We start from the raw sequence: 23,477 nt of genomic DNA on the forward strand, positions 1-23,477 counted from the left end.
CGAAAAGTGATCACCTCTGTACTGGTCGCCAACCGGGGCGAGATCGCCTGCCGTATCTTCCGCACCTGTCGTGAGCTGGGCATTCGCACGGTCGCCGTGCACTCGGACGCCGACGAGAACGCCCTTCATGCGCGCGTGGCCGACGCGGCGGTACGGCTGCCGGGGGCGGCCCCCGCGGACACGTATCTGCGCGGCGACCTGATCGTGGAGGCGGCGCTGGCGGCGGGCGCGGACGCCGTGCACCCCGGATACGGCTTCCTGTCCGAGAACGCCGGCTTCGCACAGGCCGTACTCGACGCGGGGCTCGTCTGGATCGGCCCGCCGCCGGCCGCGATCGAGGCGATGGCGTCCAAGACGCGCGCGAAGCAGCTGATGGGGCTGAAGCCGCTGACGGACGTCACGGAGACCGACCTGCCGGTGCTGGTGAAGGCGGCGGCGGGAGGCGGCGGGCGAGGCATGCGCGTAGTACGCGAACTGGCCGACCTGCCAGGGGAGTTGGAGGCGGCCCGAGCCGAGGCCCAGAGCGCCTTCGGCGACGGCGAGGTCTTCGTCGAGCCGTACGTCGAAGGAGGCCGGCACATCGAGGTCCAGATCCTGGCGGACACCCACGGCACGGTGTGGGCGCTCGGCACCCGCGACTGTTCCCTCCAGCGTCGCCACCAGAAGGTCATCGAGGAGTCCCCGGCGCCGGGCATCCCGGAGGAACTCACGCACGAACTCCACGAGTTGGCCGTACGAGCGGCTCGCTCTGTGGACTACACGGGCGCGGGAACGGTCGAGTTCCTGGTGGAGGAAGGGACCGGCAAGGCCCACTTCCTGGAGATGAACACCCGCCTCCAGGTCGAACACCCGGTCACGGAGGCGGTGTTCGGCATCGACCTGGTGGCTCTCCAGATAAGCGTCGCGGAAGGCGTCCCCCTCGCCGCCGATCCCCCACACGCACGTGGCCACGCGATAGAGGCCCGCCTGTACGCCGAGAACCCGGCCCAGAACTGGACACCACAGACCGGCACCCTGCACCGCCTGGCCGTACAGGAGGAAGGTGTACGTCTCGACACCGGCTACGCCGACGGCGACACGATCCCCGTCCACTACGACCCGATGCTCGCCAAGGCCGTCGTACACGCCCCCACGCGCGCGGAGGCGATCCGCAGGCTCGCGGGCGCCCTGGAACGGACGACGATCCACGGCCCGATCACCAACCGCGACCTCCTGGTCCGATCCCTCCGCCACACCGAGTTCACGACGGCCACCATGAACACGGCCTTCTACGACCGCCACTTGACTCACCTGACCGAACCGACCCCCGACCCCCACGCCCCCTTGGCGGCAGCCCTCTCCGACGCCCACGGCCGCTCCCGCTTCGGCGGCTGGCGCAACGTCCCCGCCCAACCGCAGCGGAAGCGGTACGCGACGGCAACGGGCGAGGAGTTCGAGGTGACCTACCACCACACCCGAGAGGGACTGACGGCGGACGGCGTACAGGTCATACACGCGGACGCGAGTCTCGTAGTCCTCGAAGTGGCAGGCGTACGACGGAAGTTCGAGGTCACAAGGTACGCCGACCAGATCCACGTCAACACCACAACCCTCACCCCCCTACCCCGCTTCCCCGACCCGGCCCCCCAACACGCCCCCGGCTCCCTACTGGCCCCGATGCCAGGCACGGTGATCAGGGTGGCAGAGGGCCTGACCGCAGGAACGGAAGTAAAGGCCGGAGAACCCCTCCTCTGGCTGGAGGCAATGAAGATGGAACACAAGATCACAGCCCCAACAACCGGCACGCTCACAGCACTTCACGTAGTCACCGGGCAACAGGTGGAGGTCGGCACGCCGCTGGCGGTGGTCTCTTAGCGGGCGCCGGCGAAGCCGCGCCCGCTAGGGGCGCGGGGAACTGCGCGACCAGCCACAACGCACCCGCACCCACCACACAACAGAACCCCCCTCCCCCTTAGGACCCTTCATGACCGCGATCGAATCCGAAGAACACAAGGCCCTCCGCACCGCAGTAGCCGCCCTGGGCACCCGCTACGGCCGCGAATACCTAACAACAGTCACCCAAGAAAACCGCCACCCCACCGAACTCTGGCAAGACGCAGCCAAGCTCGGCTACCTAGGCGCCAACCTCCCCGAGGCCTACGGAGGCGGCGGAGGCGGCATAGCCGAACTCTCCATAGTCCTGGAGGAGTTGGGAGCCGCAGGCTGCCCCCTCCTCATGCTCATCGTCTCCCCAGCCATCTGCGGCACAGTAATCGCCCGCTTCGGCACAGAACCCCAAAAACAGACCTGGCTCCCCGGAATCGCCGAAGGCACCCGCACGATGGCCTTCGGCATCACCGAACCCGACGCCGGCTCCAACAGCCACCGCATCACCACCACGGCCCGCCGAGACCCGGACACCGGCGACTGGCTCCTGACCGGCCGCAAGGTCTTCATCTCGGGCGTCGACATAGCCGACGCGGTCCTGATAGTCGGCCGCACGGAAGACTCCCGCACCGGCCGCCTCAAGCCCTGCCTCTTCATCGTCCCGCGAGACGCCGAAGGCTTCACCCGGCGCCAGATCGACATGGACCTCGAATCCCCGGAGAAACAGTTCGAGTTGACCCTCGACGACGTACGGCTGCCCGCCGACGCGCTCGTCGGGGACGAGGACGCCGGCCTCCTCCAGCTCTTCGCCGGGCTCAACCCGGAGCGCATCATGACCGCCGCGTTCGCCATCGGCATCGGACGGTACGCGCTCGACGCGGCCGTCCGGTACGCCAAAGAGCGCACCGTCTGGAAGGAACCGATCGGCGCCCACCAGGCCGTCGCGCACCCCCTCGCCCAGGCGCACATCGAACTCGAACTGGCCCGCCTGATGATGCAGAAGGCGGCAGCCCTCTACGACGCGGGCGACGACGTCGGCGCGGGCGAGGCGGCCAACATGGCCAAGTACGCGGCGGGCGAGGCCTGCGTCAAAGCGGTCGACCAGGCCGTGCACACCCTCGGCGGCAACGGCCTCACCCGGGAATTCGGGCTCGCCTCGTTGATAACTGTCGCCCGCGTGGCTCGTATTGCTCCAGTGAGCCGGGAGATGATTCTCAACTACGTCTCACATCAGACCCTGGGCCTGCCCAAGTCGTACTGAGAGCCGTGCAGCCGTACAGGCGAGGAGGAACCAACCATGTTCCGCAGCGAGTACGCAGACGTCGACCCCGTCGAACTCCCCATCCACGAAGCGGTGTTGGGCCGGGCCGCTGAGTTCGGCGACGCACCCGCCCTTGTCGACGGCGTCGATGGCACCACCCTCACGTACGACCAACTCGACCGTTTCCACCGGCGGATGGCCGCCGGACTCGCCGAGGCGGGCGTCCGCAAGGGCGATGTCCTCGCCCTGCACAGCCCGAACACGATCGCCTTCCCGACCGCCTTCTACGCCGCCACGCGCGCGGGTGCCGCCGTCACGACCGTGCATCCGCTCGCCACCGCCGACGAGTTCGCCAAGCAGTTGCGCGACTCGGCCGCCGACTGGATCGTCACCGTCTCCCCGCTCCTGGAGACCGCGCGGGCGGCGGCCGAACGGGCGGGCGGCGTACGGGAGATCTTCGTCTGCGACACCGCACCGCCCGGACACCGCTCCCTCATCGACATGCTTGCCTCGACCGCGCCCGAACCGGAAACCGACGTCGACCCGGTCGAGGACGTGGCGGTCCTCCCGTACTCCTCCGGGACGACCGGCATCCCCAAGGGCGTCATGCTCACGCACCGCTCGATCGCCACGAACCTCGCCCAGCTCACGCCGACCATTCGCATGGGACCCGGCGACCGCATCCTGGCCGTGCTCCCGTTCTTCCACATCTACGGCCTCACCGCCCTCATGAACATGCCCCTGAAGCGGGGCGCCGCCGTGGTCGTCCTGCCGCGCTTCGACCTCGACACGTTCCTCGCCGCGATCGAGAAACACCGCATCACCGGCCTGTTCGTGGCCCCGCCGATCGTCCTGGCCCTCGCCAAGCACCCGGCGGTCGAGCAGTACGACCTGTCGTCCCTGGAGTACGTCCTCAGCTCCGCCGCACCCCTGGACGCGGCCCTCGCCGCCGCCTGTTCCGCGCGGCTCGGCCTGCCGCCCGTCGGCCAGGCGTACGGCATGACGGAACTCTCCCCGGGCACGCACATCGTCCCCCTCGACGACATGAGCACCGCCCCGCCCGGCACGGTCGGCAGGCTCCTCCCGAGCACCGAGATGCGGATCCTGTCCCTCGACGACCCCGACCGGGACGCCGACGCCGACGAGGCCGGCGAGATCGTCATCCGCGGCCCCCAGGTGATGAAGGGCTACCTCGGCAACCCCGACGCGACGGCCGCGATGATCGACGACGACGGCTGGCTGCACACCGGCGACGTGGGCCGCGTCGACGCCGACGGCTGGCTGTTCGTCGTCGACCGCGTCAAGGAACTCATCAAGTACAAGGGCTTCCAGGTCGCCCCCGCCGAACTCGAAGCCCTCCTCCTCACCCACCCCGGCATCGCCGACGCGGCCGTCATCGGCGTCTACAACGCCGACAACAACGAGGTCCCGCACGCGTACGTCGTCCGCCAGCCGTCCGCGCCCGACCTCTCCGAGGGAGAGGTGATGATGTACGTCGCCGAGCGCGTCGCCCCGTACAAACGCGTCCGCCAGGTCACCTTCATCGAGGGCGTACCGAGAGCGGCCTCGGGCAAGATCCTTCGCAGGCAGCTCAGGGAGAAGACATGACCCTGGTCGTCGACACGCGCGCGCGGGGCATCGCCACGCTCACCCTGGACGCGCCCGCGACCCGCAACGCCCTGTCCGCGTACCTCGTACGGGACCTGGCGGACGCCCTCACGGACTGCGGCAAGGATCCGGCCGTACGCGCGGTCGTCCTCACCCACACCGGGAGCACGTTCTGCGCGGGCGCGGACCTGAAGCAGCCGCCCGACCCGGCGGCCTTCGTCGGTCTGCTCCGGCAGCTGCTGGAGCTGCCGAAACCGGTGATCGCCCGGGTGACCGGCCATGTACGGGCGGGCGGCCTCGGCCTCCTGGGCGCGTGCGACCTGGCGATCGCCGGCCCGGAAGCCTCTTTCGCCTTCACGGAGGTACGGATCGGAGTCGCGCCCGCCGTCATCTCCATGCCCCTCCTGCCCCGCCTCGACCCGCGCGCCGCCGCCCGCCACTACCTCACCGGCGACCGCTTCGACGCCGTAGAGGCTGCTCGCAGTGGCCTGCTCACGGAGGCGGCCGAGGACGTGGACACGGCCCTTGAACCGATCCTCGACGGGCTGCGACGCTCGGCACCGGGTGCCCTGGCGGAGACCAAACGGCTGCTCACGGCTAAGGTGCTGGAGATCTTCGACCGGGACACCGCCGAGCTGACCGCCCTGTCGGCACGGCTGTTCGCCTCCGCCGAGGCCCGCGAGGGGATGACCGCCTTCCTCGAACGACGGGACCCGGTATGGAAGTTGTAGCGACCGAGCGCGCCCCCCGGACACAACGTGCCCCCAAACAGGACCGCAGCCGCGCCACCCGCCAGCGCCTCCTCGAAGCCGCCGTCTCCTGCCTCGCCGAACACGGCTGGGCGGGCTCCACGGTGTCGGTCGTCGCCGAACGCGCCGGTGTCTCCCGGGGCGCCGCCCAGCACCACTTCCGTACCCGCGAGGACCTGTTCACGGCTGCCGTCGAGTACGTCGCCGAGGAACGCTCCACCGCCCTGCGCGCCCTCTTCCCCGAGGGCGCCGCCGACCGCCGCGCGGTGGTCGCGGCCCTGGTCGACCTCTACACCGGCCCCCTCTTCCGCGCCGCCCTCCACCTCTGGGTGGCCGCCTCGAACGAGGAGCAACTACGCCCGCGCGTCACGGAGTTGGAGGCCCGGGTCGGCCGCGAGACACACCGCATCGCGGTCGACCTGCTGCGGGCGGACGAGTCCCGGCCGGGCGTACGGGAGACGGTCCAGGGCCTGCTGGACATGTCCCGGGGCCTGGGCCTGGCGAACCTGCTCACGGACGACGGGGGCCGGCGGGACCGGGTGGTGGCCCAGTGGGCGAAGCTGCTGGACGCGTCCCTGGACTGACCTTGTTCGTTGTCGCTGATCAGGGACTGAGGCGCTCGACGCGCCAGCCCCCGTCGGCCTCGGCGACGTACCGCAGCCGGTCGTGGAGCCGGTTCTCGCGCCCCTGCCAGAACTCCACGGTCTCCGGGGCGACCCGGTAGCCGCCCCAGTTCGGCGGTACGGGCACCTGCTCGCCCTCCGGATAGCGGGCGGCCAACTCGGCGTACGAGGAGTCGAGTTCGTCCCGGGAGAGGATCACCGAGGACTGCTCGCTGGCCCAGGCGCCGAGCTGGGAGCCGTGCGGCCGGGTACGGAAGTAGGCGGCCGTCTCGTCCCGCCCGGTGCGACGCGCGACGCCGGTCACGACGACCTGGCGGGCAAGAGGCAGCCAGGAAAAGAGCAGCGAGACGTACGGATTGGCCGCCAGGTCGCGCCCCTTGCGGGAGCCGTAGTTGGTGAAGAAGACGAAGCCCTGATCGTCGTACTGCTTCAGCAGCACGGTACGGGAGGTGGGCCGCCCGTCGGCGTCGGCCGTGGAGACGACCATGGCGTTGGGTTCCAGGAGCCCGGCATCCGCGGCGGCCTGCCGGAACCAGCGCGCGAACTGCTCCATGGGCCCGCCGGCCAGCTCGGTCTCGGAGAGGCCGTCGGCGCGGTACTGCTTGCGCATGGCGGCGGGATCGAGAGGGGCGGCGTCCCGGGGATCATGGCGATCGGTCACATGGTCATCCTGCCGTATCGGCGACATCACTGAGCGGCATTGAGCGACCACACATGGCACTGAGTGCCGCGAGGGCTCCCCAAAGGTGGCACTCGGGGATATCGTGCAAACAATCGCGCACTCTGGCCACACGGCCGTACACCTTTCGGAACAGCTGCCGCAAAATCGAGCGCAGATGTCGCACGTCGCACGCAAACCTGTCGCACACATCAAGAGGAGCCGCCTGATGTCCGACTTCGTACCCGGACTTGAGGGAGTAGTCGCGTTCGAGACGGAGATCGCCGAACCGGACAAGGAGGGCGGCGCACTCCGGTACCGGGGCGTCGACATCGAGGACCTGGTCGGCCATGTCTCCTTCGGCAACGTCTGGGGCCTGCTGGTCGACGGCGCCTTCAACCCGGGCCTGCCGCCGGCGGAACCGTTCCCGATCCCGGTCCACTCGGGCGACATCCGGGTGGACGTGCAGTCGGCGCTGGCGATGCTGGCCCCGGTCTGGGGCCTGCGCCCGCTGCTCGACATCGACGAGCAGACGGCCCGCGACGACCTGGCGCGAGCCGCGGTCATGGCTCTCTCCTACGTCGCCCAGTCGGCGCGAGGTCAGGGCAACGCGATGGTCCCGCAGCGCGAGATCGACAAGGCGCAGTCGGTCGTCGAGCGCTTCATGATCCGCTGGCGCGGAGAACCGGACCCGAAGCACGTGGCCGCGGTGGACGCGTACTGGACGAGCGCGGCCGAACATGGCATGAACGCATCGACATTCACCGCGAGGGTGATCGCGTCGACGGGCGCGGACGTGGCGGCGGCGCTCTCGGGAGCGGTGGGAGCGATGAGCGGCCCGCTGCACGGAGGAGCCCCGTCCCGAGTGCTGGGCATGATCGAAGAAATCGAACGAACGGGCGACGCGGATGCGTACGTGAAACAGGCCCTGGACAAGGGTGAACGCCTGATGGGCTTCGGCCACCGCGTCTACCGTGCCGAGGACCCACGCGCGCGCGTGCTCCGCCGTACGGCCCGCGAGCTGGGCGCCCCGCGCTTCGAGATCGCGGAGGCCCTGGAGAAGGCGGCCCTGGCGGAGCTGCACGCCCGCCGCCCGGACCGGGTCCTGGCGACGAACGTCGAGTTCTGGGCGGCGATCGTCCTGGACTTCGCGGAAGTCCCGGCCCACATGTTCACGTCCATGTTCACGTGCGCCCGCACGGCCGGCTGGTCGGCCCACATCCTGGAACAGAAGCGCACCGGCAGGCTCGTACGCCCGTCGGCCCGCTACATCGGCCCGGGGACACGGGATCCGCGGGAGATCGAGGGGTACGGGGACATCGTCCGCTGAGGCCACCCATCCGCCTGCCCGCCCGCCCGGCTATCCGGAAGAGGGCAATTCCCTCTTCCGGGTGATGGCGGGGCCATGAATTTCGAAGTACTTTCAAAGTCATGGCGACCGACAACGCGGCAATGTCAGTGAACTTCTCTGAGCTGGTGAACAAGAACAAGCAGACGCTCGCCCGGCTCAAGGACTCGCCACGGCTGCTGCTGCACCGCAGGGACGGGGAGGACCTGGTCCTCACCACGGCGGTACGTGCCGAGCAGGACCAGACCGTGGTGTCGGCCGCCACCCGGATACTGGCCGCGATGGCGCGCCGGGAGCCCGGCAGCACGGAACTGCTCCTCGACATACTGCCGGACGCGTTCCCCTGGGTGCGTTTCCTGCCCGAGACCGACGTCCACGCCTTCGCCGTCGAACTGGTCGACACCATGCGGGCCGCCGACTCCGTCGGCAACAACGCGTCCGTCGCGCAGCTGCTCATCGCCTGGCAGCACACGGCGGAGGTCTACTCCGACCCGGTCCTCCTGGCCGCACTGACCGGGGACCACGGCGACGACTACGGTCCCGTCCCGGACCCCCGGGAGGCCAAGTGAGCACGGGCCGCGGAGACCGCGCCGCGCCCCCGGCACCGGAGGGCCACTGGGAGGTCCGCTTCGCGGACGCCGCCTCGGCCAAGGGCTGGGAGAACCTCGCCCAGCAGGCGCAGGAGAACACCTACCGTGCCTGGCTCATCATGCGTACAGACCCCAGGCCGGCCACCGGGACACCTCGCCACCACCGCCTCAAGGGCAGTCTGGCCCACGGCACCCACCGCGGACAGACCTGCGAGCAGTGGCAGATCGAGGTGACCGGCGGCGGACGCGTCTGGTATCTCCTGGACACCGCCCGCGAGACCTGCTGGATCACCTTCGCGGGGACGGGGCACCCACGAGCCACGGACCGCAGCTGACGCAGGCGACGACCGCGAACTCAGTCCCTCTGAAGGAGGGGACCGTGACCCGCTCCGATAATGTGTCCGCCCAGGCGAGGGGAGACACGGCACATGCTGGTCGGGGCGGGGAACAGGCGGCGCGGACTGATCCAGGCGGCGCTGCTGGTAGGCGTACTGGCGGGCTGTACCGAATCACCGGACGACGACGCGAAGCCGGAAGCGAAGGCTTCGGCGACACCGACGAACGGAGCCACCACCAAGAGCGGAGGCAGCCTAGGAGCCGCAGGCTCGGCCTGCGAACTCCCCGTCACGTTCGACATCGCCGAGAAGTGGACCGCGGAGGCCGTCGACGCGCCCCTGAGCCAGGGCCTGGTCACCCTCGCCTGCGAGGTGGACGCCAAGCCGGCCGGCAACATCGGCTTCCTGCGCGTCTGGACCGGCACCCCGGGCAACAACAACGCCCGCACCGCCCTGGAGGCCTTCGTGATCGCCGAGGAGGGCGCGAGCAAGGCGAGGTACAGCGAGTTCAAGGCGAACGGCCTCACAGGCGCAGAGGTGGAGTACGTCTACGCGGACGAGTTCGAGGAGACCCCGAAGAAGGAACGAGCCTTCGCGGTCACGACCCCGAGCGGCCCGGTGGTCGTACACCTCGGAGGCCTGGACACCGAGGAACACGAGGCGATGCTTCCGGCGTACGAGCTGGCCAGGGGAACCCTGAAAGCTCACGCCTGACCTGGAGCTTGTCCTCCATGAGGGTTCGCCCGCCTGCGCTTGCGATTGGGGCGACGCGGGCGGACGAGGGTGTCGAGCGCGCCCACGGCCGCTCGGACATGGGCCGGGCCGCGACGCAGCCGTTCTCCCGCGCACCACCAGGACAGCTGCCCATCCACGTCCCTCGGATGCATGCCCAGGCTGTGCTCGACGCACAGGGGCCAGACCTGCCACAGACGCTCGATGACGGTCTCCTGCGCGGCATCGGCGACGATCGCCAGCGCAGCGGCAGGGTCGTCCGCCGACTCCGGGTACAGGTAGTTGCCGTGCGACTCGCCATTGGCCAGAGCGACGTAGACGTGCTCCGGCTCGTCCGCGTCGTCGGGGGGAAGGGCCAGCAGCTGCAGGGGCTCCTGCTCGGGAAGGGTCACCGCCAGGTCCCGGTTGAGAAGGGCGAGAGCCCGGTCCCACTCGGGGTACGCGCCCGGCGGCACGCGACGGGGTTCGGGGCCGTATCGAGCAGCGTGCATGGGGCACCATCCTCTGCCACACCAGGGGGAGCCCCCAGGTCCAGAGGCCGGAAAGCAGGCGACCCGCGAACTCGGTCCCTCCGAAGGAAGGGCCGGCCGGACGTACCGGCGAGCTCGCGGGTCGGGTGACTGCGTTGGTTTGGGCCGGCTGCGTGTCAATCGCCCACGCTGGTCCGGCACCGCACTGAATGTGGTGGCAGGCCGCTAGCCCGCAGCCACCTCACGCGTCCGGGTTTGACTCATTTGCCCGACCACCTCCCTTCGTGTGTAAGCCACACCCTAGGAAGCGACCGACCGCCCATCAACTGATTTTCCGAGACGTTGGGGCGTTTCTTGATGCGCTCACTGACCGGCCTCCAGATGGGCACAACACAGGGTCTCGTAGTGGTCGCACAGGGCGTTCAGGGAGCGGGAGAGACGGCGCGCGTACGCGATGTGTGAACTCAGGCCGGGGCGCGGCTCGAGGCTCAGCTTCCTGCGGCTCTCGGAGACGGCCGTCCAGGCGCACACGCGGGCGAGGTCGTAGTCATCGTCCCGTCCCGTCGCTGCCCGCTCCACTTCGGGGATGACGAGCGCAAGATGCCCTTTCAGCGTGAGCGTCAGCGTCTCCAGTTCCTGTACGGAGGGCACCGCGGCGTCGGGCGCGAGCAGGCGGTATGCGCTGGCGCGCATGGTCTCGGTATCGACGGGGAGGGAAGTGTTCGCGGTCACAGGTGCTCTCCCCGTGAGCGTGCGTTGGCCACCGCGAAGGCAGAGCGCAGGGCCTGGGCGCCGGTGACGGGCCGGAGGTCGTCCGGCCGCGCGTCCCATTCCCGGCCGCCGCCGATCGGCCGCAGTTGGACGTACGGCCCTGCGAAGCCCATGATCTTGCCGATTTTCCTGGTGCCGGTGTCCTCGACGACGTCACCCAGGTTCGGCGTGTACGCGGTCATGGTCACCGGGCCTCCTGTGCCGACACGGCCAGCGCTCGCGCCTGTCCGTTCGGTGGAAAGGCGTAGGCGTGCACGGGAGCGGCTGTGCCCGGCCCGATGCCCTGGAGATGTGCCTGCACAGACCCTCGGCGCTTGGCTCTGCGACGGCGGGCATGGATGAGGATGGCGCCCCACATCTCCGGCGACGGACCGCGCACGTTCATGCTGGAGCCGTCTTCCCAGTCTGCACGAGGGGTGGGGCAGCGGGATTCAGACGGCCCGAACAGGAGCGCTCTCACCCGTTGGATCAGCCGTGGTACAAGGTTCACTGTCGACTCCTTCGCAGTCGGCCACGCCTCGGGACCGTGTCAGCGGTCGCCGGGGCCTCATGGGGAACCGTTGCCCGGCGTGGCCGTTTCTCGTCCCACTACCGTTCCAAGAGAAGGGCTCAACGTCACGGGCGGCAGTGTCCAACTTTTCTGGACAGGCGAAACAGCCTTGACCTGCTACAACACCCTTTCTTGGGTGGCGAGTTGGGCCTCCGGCCTCGCGAATTCTCGGCAGTCGTCATCCCCTTGGGTGACTGCGCGGATACCGTGAGTTCACAACGCCGCGCAGGGAGCCCGCCCATGACCGCTCGTCCCAAGCCCGGTTCCAAGGCTGACCGGGACGCCCTCCGCCATGACATGACCGGCGCCGGATGCACGGTCGCGGACGTCGCCATTGAAATGCGCATCCGCTTTCGCATGCGCCCTCGTGAGGCGTGGAGGCATGCCTACGGCTGGACCCTCCAGGAGGCGGCGGATCGCATTACTCAGATCAGCAGCCGCCGCCCCGGCGAGGCCGTGGCCGCCGACGCGTCGCTCGTCGCCAAGTGGGAGAAGTGGCCGGGCCCGTCTGCCCGTCGACCCACCCCCGCCGTCCTCCTCGCCATGGCTGACGCCTTCGCCTGCCGTGTGGAGAACCTGCTCGATCTGGACGACCGGCGGGCCCTGTCCGATAGGGACCTGCGTCTGCTGAGCGGCGCGGTCCTTTCCCCCGCCCCCGAGCCGACGCCGCCAGTACCTAGAGCATCGGGCGAGCAGACGGAGCCGAGCCGCAGCGACCTGGTGCGCCTCGCCGCAGACGAGTCCGTGACCTGGGCGCAATGGGCAGAGGCATCCAACGTCGGGGACATCGCGCTGGAACAGCTCATGGCCGACACCCGGACGCTGGCTTCCGACTACCTCACTTCCGACCCGCTGCCTCTCTTCACGCGTACACGGGTCCTGCGCGACCGTGTCTTCGCTCTCCTCGAAGGCCACCAATACCCGCGCCAGTCCGCCGACCTCTACGCGGCGGCCGGCTACCTGTGCGGGCTGCTTGCATGGATGTCGTCCGACCTCGGGCAGCTCAGGGACGCGGACACGCAAGGCCGCGCGGCGTGGCTCTGCGCCGAGCTGGCCGGGCACAACGACCTGCGCGCCTGGGTGCTGTCCACCCGCTCCAAAGTCGCGTTCTGGGACGGGCGCGTACGGGACGCCATCGCCTATGCCCGGCGCGGGATGGCGTACCGCTCTTCGGGCACGGTCGCCGTGCTGCTCGCCTGCCAGGAAGCTGATGCCTGGTCACAGCTCGGCGCTGAGAGCGAGGCTCTGGGAGGACTGGCTCACACCGCCGACACCCGCGGATCCGTGACCGGTGAAGACGACATCGGTGGCATCTTCGCCTGCCCGCCCGCACGCCAGGAGAACTACGCCGCGGCGGTCCACCTCCGTGTCGGGCGCCCGGCCGACGCCCTCCGCGCGGCGGACAATGCCCTCACCCTCCTGGCCACGCAGCCCGTACGTGCTTACGGCACCGAGGCGCAGATCCACATCAGCAAGGCAGCGGCGCACCTGGGCACAGGCGAAGCCGAGGGCGCGTTCGAAGCACTCGCACCGGTGCTCGCGCTCCCACCCGACCACCGCCTTGCGCCCGTCACCCGGCGTCTGAGCGAGTTGCCCGTAGACGCCGGTTGCCCACATACGAGCGGCACAGCATCCGTTGGCCTGCGCGCAGCCATCGAAGAGTTCTGCCTGGACTCCGCTCCACGGCATCTTGTGCTCTCGTCAGGAGAAGCCGCCTCCTGATTTCATCTCGGGCATGACCTCTCGAACCGAGACCATGCGGAACCATTGGTGGTGGCGGCCCGGTTGGAGCGTGGGCCGCCGCTTCTACACCTGGCACCTCACCTTCGAGGGCGAGGCGGACGTGCACCGGCTTGCTGCCGAGTACCGGTCGGCTCTTGCTCCGCTCGGAGACGTCCTCACCCCCATCCCCGACCGATGGCTGCACCTGACCATGCAGGGCATCGGCTTCGTGGGCGAGGGCAAGGAAGAGGACACGCAGGCCATCGCCGATGCGGCTCACGATCGTCTGGCCGCCGTCCGCGCCTTCGACCTCCGGATCGGGCCGGCTGTACTCGACCCCGAGGCGGTTCTTCTGCACGTCAAGCCTGATGGCCCGGTCCGCGCCGTGCGGAACGCGATCCGGGAGGCGATCGGTGACGTCCTGGGCGATGTCCCGGAGAAGGCCGAAGGCTTCACACCACATGTGTCTGTTGCCTACAGCAACAGCGACGGCTCCGCCGAACCGATCGCCCAAGTCCTCGCCGGGCTTGACATCCCACCCGCCACAGCACGTATCTCTGCGGCGGAACTGATCGTGATCAATCGGGACAACAAGATGTACGAGTGGGAGTCGTTCGCGAAGGTTCCGCTCGGCTGACTACGCGCCGGGAATGCGGCCAAGCCCCGTCGTCCGCCTGAAGCCCGCGCGAAGTGGGCGGCGGGGTGCGGTTGTTCAGCGTGCTACCCGGCGACGGACGGGGAGTTGAGGAGCCAACATGGCGCGACTGGTCCTGTGGGACATCGACCACACCCTGATCGACACCCGCGGAGTAGGCCGCGAACTGTCGGCCGCAGCCTTCCAGAAGACCACCGGACAGCCCTTGCGCGAGCAGGCGAGGATCGACGGAATCACCGAACCCGTGATCTTCCGCGAGACCGCGAAACTGCACGGACTCACCACGGGCCGCGCGGACTTCGAGCGCTTCGCCGATGCCCTGACCGAGGAGCACCTGCGCCGGGCCGCCGATCTACGGGAACGAGGCCATGCCCTGCCTGGCGCAGCCGCCGCCCTCAATGCGCTGAACTCCGCCGACGTACGCCAAACGGTGGTGTCCGGAAACGTCCGCCCGGTCGCTGAGATCAAGCTCTGGGTGTTCGGGCTCGACCGGCACGTCCTATGGGACCTGGGCGCCTACGGCGAGGACGACGACACCCGCAGCGAACTGGTCCGCCTCTCCCTCCAGCGCGCCGACGCGAGCCCCTCGGAGGCCGTGCTGATCGGCGACACACCGGCCGATGTGGAAGGCGCTCACGCCAACGGCGTACGGGTCATCGCCGTCGCGTCGGGGCGCAGCGACGAAGCCGCACTGCGCGATACCGGGGCCGAAGCGGTGCTTGCGGATCTTCGGGACACAGAATTGCTGGTGAAGTTCGTACTAGGTGACATCGAGCGGTGATGGACGTCAATGAAGTGGTGTGGCATGTGTGATCTCTCTGCCTGCCACCCTTTTGGGTGGATAGCGAACTGACGCTCCTTTCCGCTCTGCTCGTCGGGCAGGATTCGGTGCATGCGTAGGGGGACTTCATGGGTTCAGCAGTTGCTCTTGGCTGTTGGTCTGGTGTCGGCGTGTGCTGGTTCGGCTGGCGTGTGGTGGACAGCACGCGAGGCGCGGAACGAAGATCTCGACCTCGGTGCGATAACCGGAGTGTTCAGTCTCGGCCTGAGCGCTCTGGGGCTGATCGTCGGGGTGGGCTCGCTCGCGGTCTCCTGGCTCAGTTACCGGGCTGACCGGCGTGAGCATGCGGGCGAGACGGCGATTGGTGGCGTCGCGGACAGACTGGCGCTGGCTGTACGCGGCCAATGGGAAGCCGAAGCCCAACTTCGGCGGCTGAACGACCCCTACCCGCTGCCCGTTTCCTGGCGCCCTGCCGACCAGAACCTGGTAGAGCCTTGGCCGCTGCTCCTCCAGATGGCTACCCGCCATGGCCGGGAGACCCAGTGGGCCTCGTGCCCCGACGACCTCGCCGGCGCCGATTCCGAGATCACCGATGTCCTTACTCGTCGAGCCCCTGGCCGCCGCCTGCTGGTTCTGGGCGAACCCGGGGCCGGTAAGACCATGTTGCTCGTTGTCCTCCTGCTCGGCCTGCTCGACCGCCGCACCTCAGGGGACCCCGTTCCGGTCATCTTCCCGATCGCGTCGTGGAACCCCGCCCAGGGCCTGGAGTCCTGGATGGCGGACCGGCTCACGACTGATTACCCCGCCCTGCGTCAGCACACCAGTGAACAGGGGCGGCAGAATTCAGCCCAGGCTCTGCTGGACAACCGAATGATCTTCCCGATCCTGGATGGGCTCGACGAGATCGAGCCCTCCAAACGTAGTGTCGCGCTTACCGCCATCAACGCAGCCCTTCCTCCCGGCCGTCCCGTGGTTCTCTCTTCGCGAAGTGTCGAGTACGGTCAGGCGCTGAGCCCGGACACCGGTGTCCCCCAGCGCCTCAATGGCGCTGCGGGCATCGTCCTGGAGCCACTCACGCGGGACATCGTTGCCGCCTATCTGCGTCGAGACGCCGGCGGCGAAGGCACCCCGGCCGCTGACCGATGGAACCCGGTCCTGGAGCAATTGGCCCAACGATCGCCGCTCGCAACGGTTCTCGTCACGCCGCTGGCGCTGTTCCTGGCCCGCACCATCTACAACCCGCGCCCTGGCGAAGCCGGTCCTCGTCTGCCCGATCCCGCCGAACTTTGCAACGAGGAGTGCTTCCCCGACGAAACAGCCCTGCGCACCCATCTGTTGAATGCATTTGTGCCTGCGGCTTACCGCACGCACTCCCTTCGTCCCTGTCCCTGGACGCCTGCCCGAGCTGAACACATCCTGCGTAAGCTCGCTCAACACTTGGAGAACCGACGGCACGGGCGGGTCGACATTGCGTGGTGGGAGCTGCGGTACGCCCTCCCCGCCCCAGCCCTCACGATGCTGACTGCATCTACCGTCAGTCTGTTAGTGCTCGTGCTGTCGTTTGCGGGCTACATCACCAGCGATTTACTGTCGTACAATTTGTTCGGCGAAGATTACACGTGGCTCTCTGAAGGGTTCCTGATTCCTTGGTTCAGTGGTTTTGGAGCCTTTCCTGAATTCCTTGCGGAAACACTTGTTCCCTCTTCTGTTGGTTATCACGTTTACTATTGGGGAGAAATTCCATGGGTGTTTTTGGCCGGGCCTTTCGACTTTCTGACCGTCGGGTTCCTCGTCGCGCTCTGCTTCCTCGTCGATGGTGTCGCGCGGCTGAGGAGCCGCTTCGCTCCTGCCCGGCGCCTGCGCTTGTCCTTCAACTCGCGCACCCTCATCGTGAGTCTGCTGTGTGCACTCACCACCGGCCTGCTCGTCACACTGGGCTTCGGCCACCCGGCAGGCGTCTCCTGGGCCGTTGTGGCCTTGTCCATCTCCATCATCATCATGGGACTAACGGCGATTCCTGTTGACGCCCGCACGGCCGTATCGCCCAAGGATGTGTTCCGTGAAGACAGGCGCAGTTGTGCGCAGTTCCTCCTGGCTCCTGTGCTTGGCGGAGGTCTTCTACTTGCCCCTGGAATCATGCTGGGCCATGCCGCAGCCGATGAAACCCTCGACCTGACCAGCTACGCACTCTCAGTCGCGAGCGGAATCGGATTCTGGGTGGGAATCGCCATCGGTCTGGCGCTCGCACTGAACCGAACCGCTTGGGGGCGGTTCACCCTGATCCGCCTCTACCTTGTCCTGCGGTGGAGGATCCCCTGGAACTTGATGGCGTTCCTCGACGATGCCCACAGGCACCGCGGAGTGCTACGGCAAGCCGGATCGGTCTACCAATTCCGGCACGTCGACCTTCAGCGGCACCTTGCGTCCTCGGATGCCACTTCAGTGGCCAGGCCGCCTGTGAGCACACTCCCATCTGCTGCCGATCCATCAACATGAGCCGAGACGCAGAAATTCAGGTTCATGGGAAACCGCAGGTCATGGACTGACGCCGAGCGAGAATGCCCCACGTCAGACGTCGAACCGCCGCCGAGCCCCCTCGATATGCCCCAGATACTGATGCGTCCAGTCACACATCCCATCAACCGTGGCCCGCAACCCCTGCCCCGCCTCCGTAAGCGTGTACTCGACCCGAGGCGGCACAGTCGGGTACACCTTCCGCTCCGCCAGGCCGTTGCGCTCCAGCATCCGCAGGTTCTGGGTGAGCATCTTGTGGCTGACGCCCTCGACCTCGTTCCGCAACTCGCTGAAGCGCAGGGTGCGTTCGCCGAGGGTCTCGATGATCAGCAAGGCCCATTTGTTGGCGACGTCGGAGAAGATCTCGCGGGCCAGCGAGTCCGCGCGCCGCAGGTCCGCGTCCTCGGGGGAGCCGCTGAACTGTTTGGTCACCATCTGGTTCCCCAGTCACTGAAAAGTGCGTTCTTCCATGTCAGCGTTCACTCTCCTATGGTTCCTGAGTAACCACAAGAGAGCCAAGGAAGTAGGAAGGCGGACAGGCACATGGCCATCACCCTGCTGAACCCCGAAGGACTGCCCAAGATCGACGTCTACCGGCAGGTGTCCGTCGCGACCGGATCGAAGCTGGTCTTCGTCTCCGGGCAGGTCTCCTGGGACGCCGACGGCGTCACCGTCGGCGAGGGCGACCTCGCCGCGCAGGTCGAGCAGTGCTACGTCAACGTCGGCACCGCCCTGGCCGAGGCCGGCGCCTCGTTCGACGACGTGGCGAAGCTGAAGTTCTACGTCGTCGACTGGACCCCCGACAAGATGCCCACGCTCCTGGAGGGCGTCTCCCGGGCGGCAAAGAGGCTGGGCGTCACTGCGGTCCCGCCGGTCACGATGATCGGCGTGGCGGCACTCGACATCCCCGACCACCTGGTCGAGATCGAGGCCACCGCGGTCATCGACTGAGGGGCTTGCCCGGGCGGATGGTCTTCACGCCGAGCACCGGGTTGATGGGGACGACGAGTTGCTCGACGGCTAGGGCCTCCAGGTCGGCCGGCAGATCGTCGTCCAGCAATCCGGTCACGTACGTGAGGGCCCGCGCCGGGGACAGCACCGGCAGCCTCCGCCGCAGGGCGCGTACCGCGTGCACGCGCCCGCGTGCGGCGGCGAGTTCGCGTAGTTCGTCGTGCAGGTCGTCCACGGCTGTACGGACGGTCAGGCCTCGGATGCGGATGCGGTAGTCCGTCTCCCACTCCCCGGCCGCCATGGCGGCGGACCCGATCACGTGCAGCCCTCCGTCGACGCGGTCGACGAGGTACGGGCCGCTGCCGACCAGCATCGCGCTGGAATCCCCGGTGCGTACGTACTCCTCGGACTGGGAGGAGACGAGCCACACCAGCTCATGCTCCTTGACACCCGTCACCACCACGCGTACCGGATCCACGCCCAGCGCCGACCACCTCTGACGCTCGTGTTCCAGCTCCTCCTCGACGATACGCACCGCCGCCTCGCGTCTGATCACGCGTGAGCCGTCCTCATCGCCCGTCATGTCCGCTCGCGCCCCATGAACACATCCACCGCGTCCTCACCCTCCACCACGAACCCGTACCGCTCATACAGCCGTCGAGCCGGGCTCCCCTGGAGCACGTTCAACCGGACCAGGGCACCCTCGCCGTCGCAGCGCTCCAGCAGCTCGCGCACCACACCCGAGCCGATGCCCGTGCCCTGGAAGCGTGGGTCCAGATAGAAGTGCTCCAGCCAGTGGGCGTCCTCGGCCGGGCGCAGGGCCACGCAGCCCGCGAACTCGCCGGTCACCTCGATCACCCAGGTGTGAGCCGCGTCGAACCCGTCCCGGAAGCGCTGCCGGACGCGGTGGTCGTCGTACCGGCCGAGTCGTTCCAGATCCGGCCGCATCACCACCGCCCGCAGTTCCGCTATCGGCTCGATGTCCGATGCCGACGCCGGTCGTATGTCCCAGTCCGCCATGATCGGCACGCTACCGCGATGGTGCCCGAATCCCGTTGACGGTCGCCCGGGTGTGCGATTTTCTGGCGTCGTGTCTGATCTTCGTATCGTCCCCGTTGATGACGCCGACGAGACTGCTCTCCGCGACTGGCAGTACGTCCATAACCTGATCGTTCCGCCCGCCGCCCTGTCCCTCGACGAGGTGCGGGTGCGCAGTGGGCGCAATCGGCTGGAAGTCGCGTATCTCGACGACACCCTGGTGGGGTGTTCCACCGTTCGGCCGCCCGCCCTGGACAGTGATCCGGCCGTCTCCACCGTCATCGCGCGCGTGCTGCCCGGTTTTCGGCGGTGCGGGTTCGGGACGGAGATGTACGTGCGCGGGCTCGCGCTCGCGCGAGAGCTCGGGGCCGGGGCGATCGAGACCGTCGTACTCGCCGCCAACCACGACGGGCTCTCCTTCGCGCTCAAGCGCGGGTTCGTGGAGGTCGAGCGGTATGTGCTGGACGGGGAGAGCGACCTCTGGGTCGATCTGCGGCTGTCCGGCACGGGGGCCTGAATGCGTGGGCATTCCGGACGGTCGGTTTGGTCCGGGGGCAGGAGGGGCAAGAGGGGCTTGTTCCCGGACTACGGCGAACTACGGCGAATTTCCGCCGTACAACGATTTCCTTCAATCTTGGGGGAACGTGATGTGTGCTGCGTCACGTTCGAGTTGAATGATGGTGAGTGAGCGAACCGTCGCGCAGTACGTGCGGACGCAGCCTGCAGGGGGTCCAGGTGAGTGCTTCCCGGCGTAGTGGGACCACCGACGAGCTGGGGCCGGACGAGCCCGAGAGGGCCGGCCCGGACAGCCCGGTGGGTTCGGACGGCCCGGTGGGTTCCGACGGTGGTGGCTCCGACCTGCTCGCCGCCCTTCTCGACGGCATGGACGCCGCCCTGTGCGCCTTCGACGCCGACGGCGTCGTCACCCACTGGAACCGGGAGGCCGAGCGGATTCTCGGCTGGACCGCGGAGGAGGCCGTCGGGCGGCACGGGTTCGCCGGATGGGCCGTGCGCAGCGCCGACGCCGAGGACATCGAGGGGCGACTGCTGTCCGCGATGCACGCCCCTGGGCGTCAGGTGCACGAGTTCGCGCTGCTGACCAAAGACGGGGGGCGGGTGCTCGTGCGTACGCAGTCCGCCGCCGTGCGCGGGCCCGACGGCAAGCCCGCCGGGCTGTACTGCGCCTTCAGCGAGGTGCACGCGCAGATAGATCTTGAGCGGTCCATCGCGTTGAGTGAGGCTCTCTTCGAGGACGCCAGTTGGGGGGTCGTGCTCGTCGACGCCGATCTGCGGCCCGCCGTCGTCAACTCGCACGCCGCTCGCGCGCTCGGCATCGGGCGTACGGCCGTACTCGGACGGCCCCTCGGCGAGCTGCTCGCGCAGGGCGTCGAGGAGCTGGAGAGCGCGCTGACGCATGTCCTCGCCGAGGGCGCGCCGCCCGCGCCCGCCGAGATGTGGGTGACCGTACGGACGCCCGAGGGTGAGAAGCGGCGCTGCTGGCGGAGCGGGTTCCTGCGGCTGGCCTCGCCGCTCACCGAAGAACCGGTTCCGCTCGGGGTGGGCTGGCTGTTCCAGGACATCACCGAGGCCAAGACGACCGAGCAGGAGGCGGCCCAGCTGCGGTTCCGTACGAACCAGCTGCACCGCGCCGCGCGGGCCGCCGCCGAGTGCGAGGACCCCGCCGAGGCCGCGACCGTCCACCTGGACTTCTCTCTCGCCGGCTTCGCCGACCACGCGCTCATCGACCGGATCGCCGTCATCGGCGGTACGGCGGCCGACGGCTCGTCGGGTGACGGCGAGGGGCCCGTACGGCTGGTCCGCGCCGCCGCGACGCCGTCCGGGGCCCCCGGGCCCAGCGTCCTCGCCGGCCACGCCGGACTGCCGCTGCGTTACGGCGACTCGCACCCGGCCGTGCAGTGCGTGGAGCGGGCCGGGTCGGTGCGGGCGAGCGCCGGGTCGTACGGCGTCGAGCAGGCCCGCGCGTGGGCCGTACAGCGCCGCTGGCCGCCGGACACGGTCCACGCACTGTGCGCGGTACTGCGCAGCCGGGGCCGCACCCTGGGCGTCGTGACGTTCCTGCGCGGCGGCGGACGGACCCAGTTCGAACGTACGGACGCCGTGTACGCGGAGGACGTGGCCGTACGGATAGCGGCGGCCCTGGATCTGGCCGGCCTCAACACCTGACCAGGGGCTCGGTTCAGCGCTGCATGACCAGTGGCTCGGCTCAGCGCTCGTAGAAGATCCGGTCGCCGTACTGCTTCAGGATGCGGGCGTTCCAGTCGTGGCCGCCGTCCACGTTGCCCGAGCGCAGCAGCGGGGGCTCGATGCCCCGGTCGGCCAGGATGCCCGCCGCCGTCGCCATGACCGACTGGAGCACCGCCGACGTGACCACCGTGGACGCGGGCGCGAAGGGCGCCGGGACGCTGTCGAGGGTGAGTACGGCGTCGCCGGGGGCGATCTTCGAGTCCAGTACGACGTCGCAGTGGTCCTTGAGGAACGTGCCCGAGGCGTTGCGGGGCGTCGTCTCCGTCGCGTACGCCACCGAGGTCACGCCGATGACCCGCACGCCGAGGGCACGCGCGTGCAGCGCCATTTCCACCGGGAGGGTGTTGCGGCCGGAGAGGGAGATGATCACGAGTACGTCGCCCTCGCGCAGCGGTGAGGTGTCCAGGACGGTCGTGGCCAGGCCCTCGACGCGCTCCAGGGCGGAGCCCAGGGTGGCCGGCATGACGTCGACGCCGACGACACCGGGCACCGCCAGCAGGTTCATCAGGGCGAGGCCGCCCGCGCGGTAGACGACGTCCTGCGCGGCGAGCGAGGAGTGCCCGGCGCCGAAGGCGAACAGGCGGCCCCCGGCGGCCACGGTGTCGGCGATGAGCGTGCCGGCGGCCGTCACGGCCTCCGCCTCCTCGTCGCGCACCCGCTTCAGCAGGCCGATCGCGGCGTCGAGGAACTGTCCGGCCAACTCGCTGTCGCTCATCGGGGAACCCTTCGGGAGATCGGCCTGACGGTCGTCTGGCGGTCCGTGTCGCCGATCACCGTGAGGTCTGGACCACTGCCCTGTCAACACGGCCGTCCGCCGTTGTCGCCGCCGCCCCCGTACCCTCGGTGAAACGCACTGTCTACCCGGCCACGGGGATCCGTAACCGTGTGGTTTCACCGCGACGGCACGGTTGTCAGTGGTATGCGTCAGAATTGAAGCCAGGGCCAGCGCACGCGCCGGAGCCGTCGAGCCTCCGGCACATCTCATCAAGGGGCACGAATGTCCGGACTGATCGATACGACGGAGATGTATCTCCGCACCATCCTTGAGCTGGAGGAGGAAGGTGTGGTCCCCATGCGCGCCCGGATCGCCGAGCGGCTGGACCAGAGCGGCCCGACGGTCAGCCAGACCGTGGCCCGGATGGAGCGCGACGGTCTGGTCGCGGTCGCCAGCGACCGGCATCTGGAGCTGACGGACGAGGGCCGCCGCCTCGCCACCCGCGTCATGCGCAAGCACCGCCTCGCGGAGTGCCTGCTCGTCGATGTGATCGGCCTGGAGTGGGAGCAGGTCCACGCGGAGGCGTGTCGCTGGGAGCACGTGATGAGCGAGGCCGTGGAGCGCCGCGTCCTCGAACTGCTGCGCCACCCCACCGAGTCGCCGTACGGCAACCCGATCCCGGGCCTGGAGGAGCTGGGCGAGAAGGACGGCGCGGACCCGTTCCTGGACGAGGGCATGGTCTCGCTGGCCGACCTCGACCCGGGCGTCGACGGCAAGACGGTCGTCGTACGCCGGATCGGCGAGCCCATCCAGACGGACGCGCAGCTGATGTACACGCTGCGCCGGGCGGGTGTGCAGCCCGGTTCGGTGGTGAGCGTGACGGAGGCGGCCGGCGGTGTGCTGGTCGGCAGTGGCGGCGAGGCGGCCGAGCTGGAGGCGGAGGTCGCCTCGCACGTGTTCGTGGCGAAGCGCTGATCCGGGGCGCCGTCGCTCCCGCGAGCAACTTCTGTGATCGCAACCGCTGTGACCGAGGGGGAACTTGCCGCGTCCCGGGGTCCGTGCCGCTCCGGGGCGCCAATCCAAGATTCAGTGTGCGGAATCGCAGCGCTCGGACGCTTCGCGTGCCACGCTGTCGCGAGAGGCATATGACTTGAGGGCTCTTGGCCGGGCGCGGCAGCGGTGCCGCCCGGCGGGGGAGGGGGAGCGTGAGGATGTGCCGCGGACGTGAAGAGGGCCCCGGCGCCAAGTGGCGCCGGGGCCTGTCCTCCCCTGTGC

The 23,477-nt window shown here is 69.0% G+C and carries 25 protein-coding genes; 17 read left to right on the forward strand and 8 right to left on the reverse strand.

Annotated elements, in window-relative coordinates; translation table 11 throughout:
• Window positions 1-6: 6 nt before the first annotated feature.
• From ACFYXF_RS22700 to ACFYXF_RS22720, 5 genes are all read left to right on the forward strand, one after another.
• Window positions 7-1,854: a biotin carboxylase N-terminal domain-containing protein gene (locus tag ACFYXF_RS22700; protein ID WP_389351717.1), complete on the forward strand. Its 1,848-nt coding sequence runs from the start codon at window positions 7-9 to the stop codon at window positions 1,852-1,854.
• A 109-nt stretch (window positions 1,855-1,963) separates the two neighbouring features.
• Window positions 1,964-3,127, forward strand: coding sequence for an acyl-CoA dehydrogenase family protein (locus tag ACFYXF_RS22705; RefSeq protein WP_389351719.1), 1,164 nt, complete (start codon window positions 1,964-1,966; stop codon window positions 3,125-3,127).
• Window positions 3,128-3,163: 36 nt separating this feature from the next.
• Window positions 3,164-4,735 carry a 4-coumarate--CoA ligase family protein gene (locus ACFYXF_RS22710; RefSeq protein WP_389351721.1) on the forward strand — a complete coding sequence of 524 codons (1,572 nt, stop codon included), beginning with the start codon at window positions 3,164-3,166 and terminating at the stop codon, window positions 4,733-4,735.
• Window positions 4,732-5,466 carry an enoyl-CoA hydratase family protein gene (locus ACFYXF_RS22715; RefSeq protein WP_389351722.1) on the forward strand — a complete coding sequence of 245 codons (735 nt, stop codon included), beginning with the start codon at window positions 4,732-4,734 and terminating at the stop codon, window positions 5,464-5,466. The genes ACFYXF_RS22710 and ACFYXF_RS22715 overlap by 4 nt, the downstream gene beginning before the upstream one ends.
• Window positions 5,454-6,068, forward strand: coding sequence for a TetR/AcrR family transcriptional regulator (locus ACFYXF_RS22720; RefSeq protein WP_389351724.1), 615 nt, complete (start codon window positions 5,454-5,456; stop codon window positions 6,066-6,068). Before ACFYXF_RS22715 ends, ACFYXF_RS22720 begins: the two co-directional genes overlap by 13 nt.
• Window positions 6,069-6,087: 19 nt before the next feature.
• On the opposite strand, the gene pdxH is transcribed toward ACFYXF_RS22720, so the two are convergent.
• Window positions 6,088-6,795 (reverse strand): pyridoxamine 5'-phosphate oxidase, encoded by a 708-nt coding sequence (gene pdxH / locus ACFYXF_RS22725; RefSeq protein WP_389351987.1) that lies wholly within the window; start codon window positions 6,793-6,795, stop codon window positions 6,088-6,090.
• Between the two features lie 199 nt (window positions 6,796-6,994).
• Here pdxH and ACFYXF_RS22730 point away from each other — a divergent pair, with 199 nt between their 5' ends.
• The 4 genes from ACFYXF_RS22730 (at window position 6,995) to ACFYXF_RS22745 (ending at window position 9,752) form a co-directional block, all read left to right on the forward strand.
• A complete protein-coding gene (locus ACFYXF_RS22730) occupies window positions 6,995-8,095 on the forward strand; it encodes a citrate synthase 2 (protein WP_389351725.1) in 1,101 nt (366 codons plus the stop codon).
• Window positions 8,096-8,196: 101 nt separating this feature from the next.
• Window positions 8,197-8,682, forward strand: a complete 486-nt coding sequence (locus tag ACFYXF_RS22735) for a hypothetical protein (protein ID WP_389351727.1) — start codon at window positions 8,197-8,199, stop codon at window positions 8,680-8,682.
• Window positions 8,679-9,038, forward strand: a complete 360-nt coding sequence (locus tag ACFYXF_RS22740) for a hypothetical protein (protein WP_389351729.1) — start codon at window positions 8,679-8,681, stop codon at window positions 9,036-9,038. Before ACFYXF_RS22735 ends, ACFYXF_RS22740 begins: the two co-directional genes overlap by 4 nt.
• Window positions 9,039-9,131: 93 nt before the next feature.
• Window positions 9,132-9,752, forward strand: coding sequence for a lipoprotein (locus tag ACFYXF_RS22745; protein ID WP_389351731.1), 621 nt, complete (start codon window positions 9,132-9,134; stop codon window positions 9,750-9,752).
• On the opposite strand, the gene ACFYXF_RS22750 is transcribed toward ACFYXF_RS22745, so the two are convergent.
• The 3 genes from ACFYXF_RS22750 to ACFYXF_RS22760 form a co-directional block, all read right to left on the reverse strand.
• Entirely contained in the window at window positions 9,743-10,261 is a 519-nt protein-coding gene (locus tag ACFYXF_RS22750; RefSeq protein WP_389351733.1) for a hypothetical protein, read from the reverse strand. The genes ACFYXF_RS22745 and ACFYXF_RS22750 overlap by 10 nt on opposite strands.
• A gap of 342 nt (window positions 10,262-10,603) precedes the next feature.
• Entirely contained in the window at window positions 10,604-10,972 is a 369-nt protein-coding gene (locus ACFYXF_RS22755) for a DUF6415 family natural product biosynthesis protein (RefSeq protein WP_389351735.1), read from the reverse strand.
• Window positions 10,969-11,193: a hypothetical protein gene (locus ACFYXF_RS22760; RefSeq protein ID WP_389351737.1), complete on the reverse strand. Its 225-nt coding sequence runs from the start codon at window positions 11,191-11,193 to the stop codon at window positions 10,969-10,971. Before ACFYXF_RS22760 ends, ACFYXF_RS22755 begins: the two co-directional genes overlap by 4 nt.
• Before the next feature lie 608 nt (window positions 11,194-11,801).
• On the opposite strand from ACFYXF_RS22760, the gene ACFYXF_RS22765 reads away from it, so the two are divergent.
• The 4 genes from ACFYXF_RS22765 (at window position 11,802) to ACFYXF_RS22780 (ending at window position 17,215) form a co-directional block, all read left to right on the forward strand.
• Window positions 11,802-13,283: an XRE family transcriptional regulator gene (locus tag ACFYXF_RS22765; protein ID WP_389351739.1), complete on the forward strand. Its 1,482-nt coding sequence runs from the start codon at window positions 11,802-11,804 to the stop codon at window positions 13,281-13,283.
• 13 nt (window positions 13,284-13,296) lie between these two features.
• Entirely contained in the window at window positions 13,297-13,920 is a 624-nt protein-coding gene (locus ACFYXF_RS22770) for a 2'-5' RNA ligase family protein (protein ID WP_389351741.1), read from the forward strand.
• 118 nt (window positions 13,921-14,038) lie between these two features.
• Window positions 14,039-14,719, forward strand: a complete 681-nt coding sequence (locus tag ACFYXF_RS22775) for an HAD family hydrolase (protein WP_389351742.1) — start codon at window positions 14,039-14,041, stop codon at window positions 14,717-14,719.
• Window positions 14,720-14,866: 147 nt separating this feature from the next.
• Entirely contained in the window at window positions 14,867-17,215 is a 2,349-nt protein-coding gene (locus ACFYXF_RS22780) for an NACHT domain-containing protein (RefSeq protein ID WP_389351744.1), read from the forward strand.
• Window positions 17,216-17,287: 72 nt separating this feature from the next.
• Here ACFYXF_RS22780 and ACFYXF_RS22785 read toward each other — a convergent pair whose 3' ends face one another.
• Window positions 17,288-17,668, reverse strand: coding sequence for a winged helix-turn-helix transcriptional regulator (locus ACFYXF_RS22785; protein ID WP_389351746.1), 381 nt, complete (start codon window positions 17,666-17,668; stop codon window positions 17,288-17,290).
• A gap of 108 nt (window positions 17,669-17,776) precedes the next feature.
• Here ACFYXF_RS22785 and ACFYXF_RS22790 point away from each other — a divergent pair, with 108 nt between their 5' ends.
• Window positions 17,777-18,184, forward strand: a complete 408-nt coding sequence (locus tag ACFYXF_RS22790) for a RidA family protein (protein ID WP_389351748.1) — start codon at window positions 17,777-17,779, stop codon at window positions 18,182-18,184.
• Here ACFYXF_RS22790 and ACFYXF_RS22795 read toward each other — a convergent pair.
• The gene (locus tag ACFYXF_RS22795) at window positions 18,174-18,767 is read right to left on the reverse strand and encodes a YrhB domain-containing protein (RefSeq protein WP_389351750.1); all 594 of its coding nucleotides are present in this window, start codon (window positions 18,765-18,767) and stop codon (window positions 18,174-18,176) included. The genes ACFYXF_RS22790 and ACFYXF_RS22795 overlap by 11 nt on opposite strands.
• Window positions 18,764-19,204, reverse strand: a complete 441-nt coding sequence (locus ACFYXF_RS22800; RefSeq protein ID WP_389351752.1) for a GNAT family N-acetyltransferase — start codon at window positions 19,202-19,204, stop codon at window positions 18,764-18,766. The genes ACFYXF_RS22795 and ACFYXF_RS22800 overlap by 4 nt, the downstream gene beginning before the upstream one ends.
• Before the next feature lie 70 nt (window positions 19,205-19,274).
• On the opposite strand from ACFYXF_RS22800, the gene ACFYXF_RS22805 reads away from it, so the two are divergent.
• A complete protein-coding gene (locus ACFYXF_RS22805; RefSeq protein ID WP_389351753.1) occupies window positions 19,275-19,739 on the forward strand; it encodes a GNAT family N-acetyltransferase in 465 nt (154 codons plus the stop codon).
• Window positions 19,740-19,957: 218 nt separating this feature from the next.
• Window positions 19,958-21,406 carry a PAS domain-containing protein gene (locus tag ACFYXF_RS22810; protein WP_389351755.1) on the forward strand — a complete coding sequence of 483 codons (1,449 nt, stop codon included), beginning with the start codon at window positions 19,958-19,960 and terminating at the stop codon, window positions 21,404-21,406.
• Window positions 21,407-21,446: 40 nt separating this feature from the next.
• On the opposite strand, the gene ACFYXF_RS22815 is transcribed toward ACFYXF_RS22810, so the two are convergent.
• The gene (locus ACFYXF_RS22815; protein WP_389351757.1) at window positions 21,447-22,202 is read right to left on the reverse strand and encodes an SIS domain-containing protein; all 756 of its coding nucleotides are present in this window, start codon (window positions 22,200-22,202) and stop codon (window positions 21,447-21,449) included.
• 282 nt (window positions 22,203-22,484) lie between these two features.
• On the opposite strand from ACFYXF_RS22815, the gene ACFYXF_RS22820 reads away from it, so the two are divergent.
• Complete coding sequence (locus ACFYXF_RS22820) at window positions 22,485-23,177, forward strand: metal-dependent transcriptional regulator (protein ID WP_235477446.1); 693 nt, start codon at window positions 22,485-22,487, stop codon at window positions 23,175-23,177.
• The last annotated feature ends 300 nt before the right edge of the window (window positions 23,178-23,477 follow it).

It is taken from the genome of Streptomyces sp. NPDC002680 (assembly GCF_042889145.1).
Classification (GTDB): Bacteria; Actinomycetota; Actinomycetes; order Streptomycetales; family Streptomycetaceae; genus Streptomyces; species Streptomyces adonidis.

Bases quoted from the DNA above. Each gene is read 5' to 3' on its own strand.
- ACFYXF_RS22730 (WP_389351725.1), top strand. From the start codon at position 6,995: ATGTCCGACTTCGTACCCGGACTTGAGGGAGTAGTCGCGTTCGAGACG.
- ACFYXF_RS22785 (WP_389351746.1), bottom strand. From the start codon at position 17,668: ATGGTGACCAAACAGTTCAGCGGCTCCCCCGAGGACGCGGACCTGCGG.
- ACFYXF_RS22710 (WP_389351721.1), top strand. From the start codon at position 3,164: ATGTTCCGCAGCGAGTACGCAGACGTCGACCCCGTCGAACTCCCCATC.
- ACFYXF_RS22720 (WP_389351724.1), top strand. From the start codon at position 5,454: ATGGAAGTTGTAGCGACCGAGCGCGCCCCCCGGACACAACGTGCCCCC.
- ACFYXF_RS22815 (WP_389351757.1), bottom strand. From the start codon at position 22,202: ATGAGCGACAGCGAGTTGGCCGGACAGTTCCTCGACGCCGCGATCGGC.
- ACFYXF_RS22795 (WP_389351750.1), bottom strand. From the start codon at position 18,767: ATGACGGGCGATGAGGACGGCTCACGCGTGATCAGACGCGAGGCGGCG.
- ACFYXF_RS22750 (WP_389351733.1), bottom strand. From the start codon at position 10,261: ATGCACGCTGCTCGATACGGCCCCGAACCCCGTCGCGTGCCGCCGGGC.
- ACFYXF_RS22735 (WP_389351727.1), top strand. From the start codon at position 8,197: ATGGCGACCGACAACGCGGCAATGTCAGTGAACTTCTCTGAGCTGGTG.
- ACFYXF_RS22745 (WP_389351731.1), top strand. From the start codon at position 9,132: ATGCTGGTCGGGGCGGGGAACAGGCGGCGCGGACTGATCCAGGCGGCG.
- ACFYXF_RS22770 (WP_389351741.1), top strand. From the start codon at position 13,297: ATGACCTCTCGAACCGAGACCATGCGGAACCATTGGTGGTGGCGGCCC.
- ACFYXF_RS22760 (WP_389351737.1), bottom strand. From the start codon at position 11,193: ATGACCGCGTACACGCCGAACCTGGGTGACGTCGTCGAGGACACCGGC.
- ACFYXF_RS22790 (WP_389351748.1), top strand. From the start codon at position 17,777: ATGGCCATCACCCTGCTGAACCCCGAAGGACTGCCCAAGATCGACGTC.
- ACFYXF_RS22775 (WP_389351742.1), top strand. From the start codon at position 14,039: ATGGCGCGACTGGTCCTGTGGGACATCGACCACACCCTGATCGACACC.
- ACFYXF_RS22715 (WP_389351722.1), top strand. From the start codon at position 4,732: ATGACCCTGGTCGTCGACACGCGCGCGCGGGGCATCGCCACGCTCACC.
- ACFYXF_RS22765 (WP_389351739.1), top strand. From the start codon at position 11,802: ATGACCGCTCGTCCCAAGCCCGGTTCCAAGGCTGACCGGGACGCCCTC.
- ACFYXF_RS22820 (WP_235477446.1), top strand. From the start codon at position 22,485: ATGTCCGGACTGATCGATACGACGGAGATGTATCTCCGCACCATCCTT.
- ACFYXF_RS22705 (WP_389351719.1), top strand. From the start codon at position 1,964: ATGACCGCGATCGAATCCGAAGAACACAAGGCCCTCCGCACCGCAGTA.
- pdxH (WP_389351987.1), bottom strand. From the start codon at position 6,795: ATGTCGCCGATACGGCAGGATGACCATGTGACCGATCGCCATGATCCC.
- ACFYXF_RS22800 (WP_389351752.1), bottom strand. From the start codon at position 19,204: ATGGCGGACTGGGACATACGACCGGCGTCGGCATCGGACATCGAGCCG.